Here is a 12,804-nt window from a genome sequence, read left to right as displayed (position 1 = left end):
TTACATCGTATTCGGAGGGGAGCACGTATTATTCTTGTACGAGTGCTTCTCGATATACATTACTTTATCCGCGGCTTCGATAACTTCGGCGGCGGACATGTCCGTACCGGGCCCGACAGCAAAGAAACCGTGGCTGACCGAAACGGGAAAAGGACTGTCCGGCTCCCGGCTAAGAATGAGCAGATCTTCGCGGATGCGGCTCCAGATGAGGTCGGCGGCGTCCGGCCGGGTATGGAACACCAGGACGAATTCATCTCCTCCGTAGCGGAACAGATAATCTTCCGGCTCCAGGTTTCTCTGCAGTACTTCGCACGCCTTGTTAATGAGCGAGTCTCCTTCGGCGTGACCGTAGCGGTCGTTGACTTCCTTCAAATTGTTGATATCGACGAAGCAGACGACCAGCTCGCCGCCCTGCTCTCCGCGCTGGACAAGTTCCTGCTGGAGAAGCGCCATCCCGTGGCCTCTGTTCAGCACACCGGTCAGGGCGTCGAGGGACGCGTAGCGCGCCAGCTCGGCCTCGGCTTTTTTTAGCTCCGTAATATCCGTAATCCCCGCGAGTACGCACGTTTCGTTGTCGTATATAATGAGCTCATAGTTGATCATGACCCATTTCTGGGAATGAGGCGAGACGGGCAGCTGGCAGATGCGGTTCTTGATGCTGTCCTTTTGCAGCAGCTCATGGATGATCTCATCCTTGTCCGCGCTGCTTGGATAAGTAATGGAGGCGTCGGCAGGCGTACCGCTGTCCAGCGGAATTTGAAAAAAATGCGCGGCTTCGGCGTTCAGCTGCACGACGGTATTGTCCCGGATACGGGACAGGACGAGCGGATAAGGATTCACGGCGAACAACTTCCGGAAATGAATCTCGTTTTCCCGAAGCTTCCGGGTGTTGATAAAATCTTTTTTTCTCAGGTTATACAAGGTAAGGACGATAAAACAAGCGATAACCGCCGTCGCCGTCGTATTGATTTGCTTGGTCAGCAGATCGAACTTGTCTTTGTTTGCCATAGAAAGAAGGACTAGGAACACCGGATGGTTAATTAATAGAATAACCAAAAAATTCTTAGGGTGTATGGGAAGGATTATGGCCGCACTCAGCAGAATGATGATATAGGCGTCTACGTTTCCGGTCAGGCTTTGGCTGTTGATCGAAGAGAGCATGCCGATAAATAGGTAGAGGGCCGTGTAGGCAGTTACAAGGAGGGGCGGCCAGATCGTCCGTGAAGCGGCTGTCTGATTCCGGAGCAGGTGGTACAGGATGAGGAACAGAACCGATATCAGCGTACTCAGCAAGTGTATGCCGATGGAGCCGTATCTGTAAGCCTCGTCGGGAACGCCCAGGTAAAGGAAAAAATCCGCATAGAAGTAATAAGGATAGACGGCAATCAGCAGTATGGAAACCCGTTTGATCCGGTGAAACAAATGTCCGTGATGGGACTGGGTGAACAGCAGCGAATCACCGGTCTGTTTGGAGGGAAAGATCAATTCTCGCAAAGTACTCATCCTTCTTTATCTGCTATACAATATGAATCATTTTATCACAAAAGCGGAAAGGCCGATTCTTTTTTCGGCGAATTTAAGAGAAGAAAAAAATAGAAAAACCCTTTTCCACGGAAAGTGAAAAAGGGCTTGAATTTAAAAGGAAGCTGTGATAAAATCACAAGTACTTATTTTTTGGTTAGATATTTAGAATATATCATAATTTCATCTTGGTGTCAATACTCATAATTATAGCGGTTGCAGTTGCGGTCAATACCCGGGGCTTTGGCGGGTGCAGACGAAGAGAACGACAATGCACTGGACGTGATTCCGGTTTCGGGAAGCAGGGGGCTGAGCATATGACAAAAGATCAACAAACAGGAACAGAGGCAGGACAATTCCAACCGGTACTAGATCCGTTTATGAAACCGGGGAAAGACAACTCCCGGGAGGCGGAGCAGGGCGGGCAGCAGGATGACCTGTCTTTGCCGCATGGCATCCGCATGGATGATCCCGTACGTATGTACCTGAAAGAAATCGGACGTGTAGGGCTTCTTTCGGCTGAAGAGGAAGTCAATATCGCCAAACGGATCGAGCAGGGCGACGAGGAAGCGAAGCGTATTCTGGCGGAAGCGAATCTGCGTCTGGTCGTCAGCATCGCCAGAAGATACGCGGGCCGCGGCATGCTGTTCCTTGATCTGATCCAGGAAGGCAATATGGGACTGATGAAGGCCGTCGAGAAGTTCGACTATACCAAAGGATATAAATTCAGCACTTATGCGACCTGGTGGATCCGTCAGGCCATCACCCGCTCCATCGCCGACCAGGCGCGCACGATCCGTATTCCCGTTCATATGGTGGAAACGATCAACAAGCTGAGCCGCGTATCGCGCGAGCTCCTTCAGGATCTCGGACGGGAGCCCGCTCCCGAGGAAATCGCCAAAGAGATGGAGCTCAGCGTAGAGAAAGTCCGCGAGATTATGAAGATCGCCCAGGAGCCGGTGTCGCTTGAAACCCCTGTCGGCGAAGAAAGCGACACGAACCTGGGAGATTTCATCGAGGACCAGGACGCGATGGCTCCGGCCGACGCCGCCGCGTTCGAGCTGCTGAAGGTGCAGCTGGAGGACGTGCTCGACACGCTGAGCGAGCGGGAGGAGAACGTGCTGCGCCTGCGCTTCGGGCTCGACGACGGGCGTACCCGCACGCTGGAAGAGGTCGGCCAGGTATTCGGCGTCACCCGCGAAAGAATCCGCCAGATCGAGGCGAAAGCTCTGCGTAAGCTTAGACACCCGAGCCGCAGCAAACGGTTGAAGGATTTTCTGGACGAATCATAAGAGCAGGGGGAGATGAAAGGCATGACTGCAGGGTTTGTCATCCGCTGTCTGAACTGCGGAGAAGAACATAAAGTGGTGCCCGGCCAGCGTGCTTACCGGGACGAGCGCATCGTGTTCGGCACGGACAATTACGGGGCCGATCAGATTTCCTGCGAATGCGGGAACGCTCTGGAGGAGCACAGCGAATACAAGGGCGAAGCGTTTCACAGCGAGTTCGTCGTGAAATGGCGGGATTTATCCGGCAAGGAACCGGTCAACTGACCGAGTAACATCCGATTGCACGTTCAACAATGGCATTGAATAGAGCCGTTCCGGCAGGGCACTTTCCCGGTCCAGGTACTCGCGCGAGGCGCGGTATCTCACCGGCGGAAGTGCCTTTTGTTGTTGAAGCGAAAGAAAGAGGGTTGCATAGTCCGGCCGTTCTGTGGAAAAATTAGCAGGGATTGAAGCCCGCCCGGCGAAGGACGGGAATTAACGGCAAGGAGGCGGAGTCCGATGATTCATTTGTATACACATAACGACCTGGACGGAGTGGGCTGCGGCATTCTCGCCAAATGCGCGTTCGGTGAAGAAGCGGAGGTCCGGTACAACTCCGTGGAAGGACTGAACGTCCAGGTCCAGAAGTTTCTGGAACTTGCCCGGCAGGGAAAGGTCAAGCACGAGTACCTCTACATTACAGACTTGTCAGTTAACGAGCAAAATGAGCAGGAGATGAACGAATACGCGCAATCCGGCGGCAAAATCAGCATGATCGACCACCATAAGACGGCGCTGCACTTCAATGCGTATCCATGGGCGGCGGTTACCGTGGCGTATTCCGATGGCAGGCTCGCTTCCGCGACGTCCCTGTTCTACGAGCACCTGCTTCGGAACGGGTTTTTGAAAGCGACTCCGGCGCTGGATGAATTCGTCGAGCTGGTCCGCCAGTACGACACTTGGGAATGGGAGGCGAACGGCAACGCGCAGGCCAAGCGGCTGAACGATCTGTTCTACCTCGTGTCCATTGACGAATTCGAGGAGAAAATGGTGCCCCGTCTTCTGGGAAATGATCCGTTCGCTTTCGATGATTTCGAAGAAAAAATTCTGGATATGGAAGAGAGTAAAATCGAGCGCTATATCCGGAGAAAACGCCGGGAAATCGTCCAGACCTTCATTCACGATTACTGCGTAGGCATTGTCCACGCGGAATCGTATCATTCCGAGCTGGGCAACGAGCTGGGCAAGGAGTACCCGCATCTGGACTACATCGCGATTCTGAATATGGGCGGCAAGCGCGTCAGCTTCCGGACCATCCACGATCACGTGGATGTTTCCCAGGTGGCCGGACGCTACGGCGGCGGCGGTCATGCGAAGGCTTCCGGCTGCTCGCTGACCGACGAGGTTTATCCGGCCTATGTGGCCGAGCCGTTCTCCGTCGAGCCGATCCGCACGGACGCTTTCCGCAACTACTACAACGTGAAAAACAGCAGCTTCGGAACATTGTATGAAGGGCGCGGCGACACGCGGTTTTTCCTTTATCCCTTTGACGGAAAGTGGAAGATGGAGATTAACGGCGAAGAAGTCGACGCTTCGTACGAAACGTACGAGGAAGCGGAGCGTTTTATTAAACGGCATTATGCCGCGTGGCTGGTCCGAGATGAAGTGTTCGTGAAATTTCTGATGAAGCATTTCAGAAAAGAAACTTGAGCCGTGCGGCCGGGCAGAAGGCTGCTGAAGGCGGCAAAGTGCATACCCCTCGGGTATGCACTTTGCCAATTTTATGGTGATGACATCGGCTTCCTATTTAAACAAATGGGGCAGCCCTTCCAAGCTTTCAGCTTAGAAGGGCTGTCCTATGTTTTAATAAGTATGAGATGTTAAATAACCAAATGTGCCCTCAGAGTCGAGCCTGCATATTCGCTTCTGAACAAGCCTCTTTCAACCAACTGCGGCATAAGTTTTTCAAAAAATAGTTCCATAGATTGTTCTGAACCGCCCGGAAGGGCTATAAATCCGTCAATCGCTCCAGCCTCAAACCGCTCCATAATATCGTTCAGCACGTCCTCAACCGTTCCAACGGAAACCCAGTGAGCCGATCCGACGACCTCCGGCCTTGCCAACACCTCTTCCACTGTAGGCTGATGGTTTGTAATATACCGGCGCAACAGTTCGGCATGTGTCCGGCTGCGGACTGGCTGATCCGGATCGGGAAGCATATCGGCAGTTACGCGATGATCCAAAGCAAAGCCGCTTAAATCAAGGCCCAGCACGGATTTGAGCGATACATGTCTGCGCTCCGTACTCAAATGTGCGTGTGCGGCCTTATGTAATTCATGCGCTTCCTCGCGAGTTTCAGCCAAGAAAAAATATAATCCGGGCAAAACTCTGATGGCGTTCGGATTGCGTCCATGTTCCTTGGCTCTTCTTCTCAAATCATTTCGCAATTCCACTCCGGACTCAAGGTCCGGCATCGCCGCAAAAATAGCATCCGCTACGGAAGAGGCGAAGTTTCGTCCTATATCTGACGCGCCTGCTTGAAATAAAGGAATGGATCCCGATTTATGGGCAGGCAAAGTAAGCGGTCCCCGGACACTGAAAAACTCACCCGAATGATGAATGGAGGAAATTTTGTCCTTATCGGAAAATAGGCCTGACTCGCGGTCCATCACAATTGCTTCATGCGGAAAACTTTCCCAGAGCTTGCGTACGACATCCGTAAATTCCATGGCTTTCGCATATCTTTCTTGCGGTGAAGGCATAGGTGAATCACCGAAATTTTCTGCGCCTTCAATCGAAGTCACGATATTCCAGCCGGCACGTCCGTTGCTGAGCCAGTGCAGCGACTGAAGCTGCCTTGCGACAACATACGGCGGATTGAAAGTGGTGGAAACCGTTGTAACCAATCCAATCCGCTCGGTTTCACGAGCGATCGCCGCAAAAATCATGGTAGGATCGGGGCTGCCGAAATTAGCGGAGTCGCCCAGCATCTGCGGGCTAACATAAAGATAATCCGCTTTGAAAAGAAAATCGAGCTTTGCCTTCTCCGCCATCTTTGCCAAATCAATGTAATAGTCAATGGAATCCATTTTTTCCACACCGCTGTCTGGGCGCCTCCAGCCGTCTCCTTTCATCCAAGTTGCAGATAAGGACAATCCAATACATAATTGTCTGTTTGTGGTCAATTCTATCAACCTTTCTATATCATAAAAATAGTTTCGCGATATTAATAATGATTCTCATTATCAGTGTATAGTGTAGCAAGGACTAAAGAAAATGCAAATACACAAATCGCGAATGCTATATGTATGATTATCTAATCCAGGCTTGCCGTGTGGTTATTTATGATTTTCTATTTTTTGTGTGTATGCGGAGGGAGGCACACCGAATTTCTTTTTAAATACTCTACTGAAATAGAGCTGATTGGCATAACCGACACTGACGGCAATATCGCGGATGGGAAAATGGCCTGCTTTAAGCAATTCACTCGCTCTTTCCATACGATAATGAATGACATAATCGATGGGACGGAACCCCGTATATTTGTGAAAGAAGTAGGAGAAGCGTTTGGGACTCATTGCATGCAGTTCAGCTAACTCGTCGAGTGTCAACGGATTCATATAATGCCCGTTAATGTATGCAATGGCCTCCTCTATCACTCTTTTATTAGGAAAATTGTCATTCTCCCGATACCTGCAACCTACCAGAACTTGATGCACGATGCTTAAGAATAATTCCTTGACACGAAGTTTCCCTATCCCTCCAAGTGTATGGACATTCTGATGGAGCATGATCAGTAATTGTATCACTCTCGGATTTATTCCAGGTTCAAGCTTGAAATGAGAATCGCATTCATGACCTCTATTGTCATCACCTAACTTGTCCAATCGATAAAAAAGTGAGTAGTACTCGAACTCTGATTGTCCTATAACTCGGGAGTCCAGCTGCATGCCTGGGGCCGCATGGAATACGGATCCAGGAAGTAATTCGTAGACCGTTCCGTTCACACACATTTCAGCTTCTCCGCGAATGATAAAAAGAAATCCGTGCCTTACGGTCCTGAAATCACTCAATCTACTTTGCGGCTGGATGACTAAACGGTAGGCACCTTCTATATCGCAGGAACCGCCAGCAAATATCTCGGCTAATTTATCCAAATCTATCATTGTACTACACCTGCTTCCTATCTGGACTATCGGCTTTCATAAAGGTCCATCTAGTTTATAATTTATCCCATTTTACAAAATAAAAGAACAGCTTCCCGGAGGAAGGGGGCGGAAGTTATGCGTTTACGTGTAACTTCCGCTGTATCGGGAGCCGGACCCAGCTCTCGGCCCGGCGGGCAAGCATAAACGTAACCCCCGGTACAGAGAATACCGGGGGTTATTGGTTTTGAAGCGCGTCGGCACCGATGGCGGCGGAGGGGATGGCGTTTTCGGGCACTCTCAGATCCCGAAATGCCCGATCACCACGCCGCCGTAGACGAACGCGGCAATGATCACGAACGCCGGATGAATTTTGCGCCTTTGCATGGCCCAATACGTGACGGCGGCAATGCCGAGCGACTGCCAGATGCCGATGGATTGGACGGAGCCTTCCGCCATCTGCCAGGTGAGCACGACCATCATGACGGCGATGACGGGCTGGACGAGCAGCGTCATGCCTTTCACGACGGAGGACTGCCGGTGCTTCTGAAGCAGCTTCAGAAGCACGATCAGGGCAACCGCCGAAGGAACGACAGTCGCGGCTATGGCGACGGTCAGCCCGAACCAGCCGGCGGCGTCGTAGCCGACGTAAGCGGCGATCTTCGTCGCGATCGGGCCGGGCAGCGTGTTGCCCAGCGCGAGGATGTTGGAGAACTGGCGGTCGTCCGCCCAGTGATAATGCGTGACAACCTCCTGATACACGAGGGGAATGGAGGAGGGCCCTCCCCCGTAACCGAGGACGTTGGCGACGAAAAAACCGATGAACAGGTTCAGCCACTCTTCCATCATGAGCCGTCCTCTTTTCCGTCATCCGGGTGTGTGCCGCGTTTGCCCATTTTGCCCCGCAGCCAGCGGAGGGCTTTGTAATGAAACGCGCCGTAAGCCAGAAAAGCGATGATGACAATCGCCGCGTGGATATGGATGACCTCAAGCATCAGCAGCGACAGCACGAAAAATCCGAAGCCCGCCGGCTTGCCGAGCCCTTTGACGGCCCGTTCGGCGAACTCGTAGGCCATCAGGCCGATCATCACGGCCACGACCGGGACGACGGCGGCGATCATTCCCTGCACGACGGTGGAGCTGCTCAAGTAGCCGACCACGGAAAGCAGCGCGATCATCGCCAGCGACGAAGGCAGAATATGCGCGATGACGGCGACGATAGCGCCGGATGTGCCTTTCTGCCGGTAGCCGAGGTAGGCGGCGATCTTCGTCGCGATCGGACCCGGGAGGGCGTTGGCCAAGGCCAGAATTTCGCCGAACTCCTCGTCCTCCATCCAGCCGTAATGATTGACGGCCTCATAGCGGATCAGCGGAATGACGGACGGTCCTCCGCCGTAGCCGAGAATGCCGGTTTTGACCATTGCCGAGGTCAGTTCGTAGTAGGGCTTTCGCCCGCGGGAAGCCTGTTCCATCTTACAACCTCATTCCCATACGGCTTTTGAACCGGGTAATCAGCACCTGGCAGTCCACACTCGTAATGCCCGGCAGCGGGTACAGCTTTTCTTTGAGGAACAGCTCCATCTCCTGATGATTCGTAAAAAGCCCATGCATATGCAGCTTGCTCGGACCCGTCATATGATAGAGACTCGTCACCGAAGGCTCTTCCGCCAGCCGATCGGCCACTTGGTGCAGAAACTTGGGCTCTACCTCCACGTTAAAAAAAGCGGAGACCCCGATCCCGATTTTCTCGGGATTGATGACCGCGGTAAATCTTTCGATTACTCCCGTTTCCATCAGAGCTTGTATCCGTCCCTGGACGGCAACACGCGATAACCCGATATCTTTGGCTAGGTCGGTATAGGAAATGCGGCCGTTGGCGTTCAAGGCCCGGATAATTTTGCGGTCGGTTTCGTCGATTCCCGCGGATTTGGTTTCCGGCGGCTCTTGTTTGTTCATTTTCGGATTGCCTCCTTTTATTTCAATTCGTTAACATGTTGTCGGGTAATAAAGTAAAAATATTTCGTTATGTAAGAATATATACGCATTTGATTTCGTTTTCAAATTATTCTTTTGAAAAATTGTGGCATCCGCATGAAAATAAGCCGGATTATTCCCGGCACGACGGAGCTTCCGGGTTCGGAAATCTCGGGTACGGAGCTCTTGGATCCGGAAATCCGGCATCTTGTTCCGGTCCCTGGAGTTATGCTTTGGCCATTCCGGAGCGGACTAGGAGCTTCCTCTTAGCCCACTTGCGGGAACCGAAGAAGGGGGCGTGAGATTGCGGAGGATAGGGAGGAACAAGCCGCCGTCCGGTTAGTTTGACCGGAAAGAGGCCGCCGCATGAAAGGGCAGCCGAAAAGACCCGGCAGCAAAACCGGGTCTCCCGCGCTGTTTCTTACAAAGCGGCCTGCGCTTCCGCAAACTGGCTGTTCCACAAAGCGCTGTAAGCGCCGCACCGTCGCATAAGCTCGTCATGGCTGCCGGACAGTACAAGCGGGCGTTCCATCTCTACTCCCTGATCTCCGACGAAAGAATCCTCCAAGACCTCCGGGAGAGGCTGGGCGGCCTTCAGGAGGAGATAGCCGCATTTTTGGAAGGATGATACGAACAGCCGTATAAAAAAGGGTTCTGCGCCGAGATCAAGCTGCCGGCACGGAGGCCCTTTTTTTCTATAACGAATCTTACTCTTGTAGGTAGGCTCCCCCCTCTGGGATAATGGAATTATGAGGAGTACCGGGAAATAGACGGAGCTTATCTTAACGATGAAAAAGAGAGGGGAACCGCATGATGGTTCTATTTGCGGAAGCAACCATTGCCGGGCTGCAGCATGCCATGGAGCAGGGAGAATGCACATCGTTCCAACTGGTTCGGTATTATATGGAACGGATCGCGGCGTTCGATCAGCAGGGGCCCGGCATTAATTCAGTCCTGGAGCTGAATCCGGACGCCCTGCATCTGGCGGAAGCGGCAGACGCCCAAAGGCGGCTCGGACAAGTCCGCGGACCGCTCCACGGCATTCCCGTCCTGCTCAAGGACAACATTCAGACGGCGGATAGCATGCATACAAGCGCGGGTTCCATTGCGCTCAAGGATCATTATGCCGGGGAAGACGCCTTCCTTGTCAAAAAGCTGAGGGAAGCCGGGGCGATTATCCTCGGCAAAGCGAACATGACGGAGTGGGCCAATTTCATGGCCGATGATATGATTTCCGGCTACAGCTCCCGCGGAGGCCAGGTGCTGAACCCGTACGGGGCGGACCTGTTCGCCGGCGGATCGAGCACGGGAAGCGGCGCCTCCGTCGCCATCGACGTCACGACGGTTGCCGTCGGAACCGAGACGTCGGGCTCCATTCTCAGCCCGGCGATCCACAACTCCGTCGTCGGCATCAAGCCGACGCTGGGCCGCATTTCGCGCAGCGGGATCATTCCGCTCGCGCACAGCCAGGACACCGCCGGACCGATGGCCCGGACGGTGGCGGACGCCGCCGCGCTGCTTGGCGTGCTCTGCGGGTACGACCCGCAGGATGCGGCGACAGGCAGCGCGGCCGGTCTGGAAGAGCCGGACTTTACCATCCATCTGGACAAGGACGGCTTGAAGGGCGCGCGGATCGGCGTTCCGCGCAGCGAGCACCTGGACCCGCTCACGGACGAAGAGCGGGAGCTTTTCGAAAGCCTGCTGGAGGAAATCCGGGAGGCGGGCGCGGTCATCGTCGATCCGGTGGAGATTCCTTCGCTGGAAGAGCTGTCCGGTCACCGTTCGAAGGTGTTCTACTACGAGTTTAAGGCGGATATCAACGCGTATCTGGGCAGGCTTCCTGACGGACTGCCGGTGCATACGCTGGAGGAGCTAATCGCCTTTAACGAGGCACACGCGGACGAAGCGCTGAAGTACGGGCAGCAGGTGCTGATCCGGTCGGAAGCCACTTCGGGCAAGCTGACCGAACCCGAATATCTGCTTCACCGGCTGGCCGATCTCCGCTTGTCCCGGACGGAAGGGATCGACTGCGCGATGCAGAAGCATCAGCTCGATGCGCTGCTGTTCCCGAACACGGCGGGCGACGAGATCGCGGCCAAGGCCGGTTATCCTTCGATCGCGGTGCCGGGCGGGTACTTGCGGAGCGGGATGCCTTTCGGCGTGATGTTCACGGGGGGAGCTTTCGCGGAGCCCGTGCTCATCAAGCTGGCTTACGCCTTCGAGCAGCTTCGCCCGCGCAGGAAGCCGCCGGTGCTGGGTTAGTGTCAGCGGAGGAAACCTCCGGAGCTCGGCTGACCGGTTCGGGCGGTTCATATTATCTAAGAACCGGAGGGCTGATCGCCTTCAGGCGGTGCCGTACCGCGCCGGGAACTCATCGCGGGTATGAAAAGACCCCGCACTGAGCCGAATAAACTGCCGGGCTTCCGGCCGCGCGAAGCTCCCAGCGCGCGGTGCTCGGCGAATGATGCAAACAAAACCCCCGCGGGTTAATCTGCGGGGGTTCCTTCTTTTCCGGCCAGCACGCCTTCGAGATAAGTCTTGTTGGCCAGAGCCTGACGGTCGCCGGGACGGTACTCCAGCACCGTCTCGTTGTGTCGGTGCGCCAGCTCGTGCTCGCCGAGCCGGTCGTAGCAGACGCACAGCTGCAGGTGCGGGAGCCAGGTCGAGCAGGCGGTATGAGTCAGCGCCCACGAATCGGTATGCTTGCCCGCCTGCAAAGCGGCCTCGTACCAGTATGCGGCAGTGCGGTAGTCCTTTTTCCGTAAAAAGACGTAACCCAGCCGGCAGCAAAATTCAGCGCGGGGACTTGCGTAGAGGAACGAGCGGAACACGCTGTCCAGCTCCCGCTTCTCATCTCCGAGCGCATGGAAACAGTCCGCCAGCCTGCCGCATGCGGAGATGTTGTCCTCGATCCAGCCGTTCCCCGTCCCGAGAAACTCCTCGTAATAATGGATGGCCCGGTTGTACATCCGGTGGTCTTTCAATTCATTGGCGAAATAAAACAAGTCCCTCGGCGAGAAGGTTTCTCCCTGGGCCAGCCGGTTTTCGTAAATGCGCAAATTGCGGCCGTTATCGTGGTGCAGAGCCCGGTGGGTGACGGCGATATCCGTCGTCCGGACACTCCCGCGGACTTCCAGATATTCATGCACGGGCCCGTGCCAGAGAAAGGCGCAGCTTCTCTTGACGAGGCGGTTGCGTCGGATGCTGGCGGATACTTGGCCGAATTCGTCAAAAGCGAGGTTGTAAACCATATTAACCGCATCCACGGAAGGTTCCAGGGCTCTCTTGAGCGCGGCGAGTTTGATCCGGTCCGGCTCCTCGAATATGTCGTCCGCGTCCAGCCAGAGGATGTACTCTTTTTCGGCCAGGCTGAACGAATAATTGCGGGCGGCGGCAAAATCGTCGATCCACCGGAAATGATGGACGCGGTCCGTATAATCCCGCACGATGGGGACCGTCCGGTCCGTGGAGCCCGTATCCACGATGACGATCTCGTCCACGAGATCCGCCACGGACGCAAGACAGCGCCCGATATGGTCTTCTTCGTTCTTCACGATCATGCAAAGGCTGATGGTAGGCACGACAATCCCTCCCGAAGGTTGCTTGTAGCATCCTATTCAGCTTGCGGGAGGGTGTGACGGGCTGTCCGCCTGCCGGGGCACGCGCTACCGCCGGGCGGAGAGAACCCGCGGATGCAAAGTGAGTCGTGCCAGGCTGCGGGACGGGACTTGAACCTGTGGTTTTCGGGTTAGGAGCGTGACGAGCTCCCGGCCGTGCCGTGCATAATCCAATGAAAAATCGTGGATTGCAGGCAAGGTCGTCGGGCGACTAAAAGGCCGGACGAAACCGGCCGGCAACCTGCTGCACCGTAGTCGCGTGACGATCGCGAAGAGGGT

11 protein-coding genes are annotated in these 12,804 nt (G+C 54.6%); 4 read left to right on the top strand and 7 right to left on the bottom strand.

Annotation, left to right across the window (positions count from 1 at the left end; all coding sequences use genetic code 11):
- Positions 1–1,503, bottom strand: a complete 1,503-nt coding sequence (locus AC2TF6_RS24205) for a sensor domain-containing diguanylate cyclase (protein ID WP_491308857.1) — start codon at positions 1,501–1,503, stop codon at positions 1–3.
- A gap of 398 nt (positions 1,504–1,901) precedes the next feature.
- Between AC2TF6_RS24205 and rpoD the strand changes: the two genes are divergently transcribed.
- From rpoD to AC2TF6_RS24190, 3 genes are all read left to right on the top strand, one after another.
- Positions 1,902–2,813, top strand: coding sequence for an RNA polymerase sigma factor RpoD (gene rpoD / locus AC2TF6_RS24200; protein WP_491311712.1), 912 nt, complete (start codon positions 1,902–1,904; stop codon positions 2,811–2,813).
- Positions 2,814–2,834: 21 nt separating this feature from the next.
- The gene (locus tag AC2TF6_RS24195; protein WP_231392109.1) at positions 2,835–3,074 is read left to right on the top strand and encodes a hypothetical protein; all 240 of its coding nucleotides are present in this window, start codon (positions 2,835–2,837) and stop codon (positions 3,072–3,074) included.
- A gap of 234 nt (positions 3,075–3,308) precedes the next feature.
- The gene (locus AC2TF6_RS24190) at positions 3,309–4,499 is read left to right on the top strand and encodes a DHH family phosphoesterase (RefSeq protein WP_491308856.1); all 1,191 of its coding nucleotides are present in this window, start codon (positions 3,309–3,311) and stop codon (positions 4,497–4,499) included.
- A 170-nt stretch (positions 4,500–4,669) separates the two neighbouring features.
- Here AC2TF6_RS24190 and AC2TF6_RS24185 read toward each other — a convergent pair whose 3' ends face one another.
- The 5 genes from AC2TF6_RS24185 to chrS all read right to left on the bottom strand — a co-directional run bounded on the left by AC2TF6_RS24185 (position 4,670) and on the right by chrS (position 8,890).
- Positions 4,670–5,974, bottom strand: a complete 1,305-nt coding sequence (locus AC2TF6_RS24185; RefSeq protein ID WP_491308855.1) for an NtaA/DmoA family FMN-dependent monooxygenase — start codon at positions 5,972–5,974, stop codon at positions 4,670–4,672.
- 153 nt (positions 5,975–6,127) lie between these two features.
- Complete coding sequence (locus AC2TF6_RS24180; RefSeq protein WP_491308854.1) at positions 6,128–6,955, bottom strand: helix-turn-helix domain-containing protein; 828 nt, start codon at positions 6,953–6,955, stop codon at positions 6,128–6,130.
- 279 nt (positions 6,956–7,234) lie between these two features.
- On the bottom strand, positions 7,235–7,780 hold the full coding sequence (gene chrA, locus AC2TF6_RS24175) for a chromate efflux transporter ChrA (protein WP_491311711.1): 546 nt from the start codon (positions 7,778–7,780) through the stop codon (positions 7,235–7,237).
- Complete coding sequence (chrB, locus tag AC2TF6_RS24170) at positions 7,780–8,406, bottom strand: chromate efflux transporter ChrB (protein WP_491308853.1); 627 nt, start codon at positions 8,404–8,406, stop codon at positions 7,780–7,782. The genes chrA and chrB overlap by 1 nt, the downstream gene beginning before the upstream one ends.
- 1 nt (position 8,407) lies before the next feature.
- Entirely contained in the window at positions 8,408–8,890 is a 483-nt protein-coding gene (chrS, locus tag AC2TF6_RS24165) for a chromate efflux transcriptional regulator ChrS (RefSeq protein WP_491308852.1), read from the bottom strand.
- Between the two features lie 828 nt (positions 8,891–9,718).
- Between chrS and AC2TF6_RS24160 the strand changes: the two genes are divergently transcribed.
- Positions 9,719–11,170 (top strand): amidase, encoded by a 1,452-nt coding sequence (locus AC2TF6_RS24160; protein ID WP_491308851.1) that lies wholly within the window; start codon positions 9,719–9,721, stop codon positions 11,168–11,170.
- 224 nt (positions 11,171–11,394) lie between these two features.
- Here AC2TF6_RS24160 and AC2TF6_RS24155 read toward each other — a convergent pair whose 3' ends face one another.
- On the bottom strand, positions 11,395–12,489 hold the full coding sequence (locus tag AC2TF6_RS24155; protein ID WP_491308850.1) for a tetratricopeptide repeat-containing glycosyltransferase family 2 protein: 1,095 nt from the start codon (positions 12,487–12,489) through the stop codon (positions 11,395–11,397).
- Positions 12,490–12,804: the final 315 nt, after the last annotated feature.

It is taken from the genome of Paenibacillus sp. JNUCC 35 (genome assembly GCF_058269095.1).
This window is presented reverse-complemented; position numbering and strand designations above follow the sequence as displayed.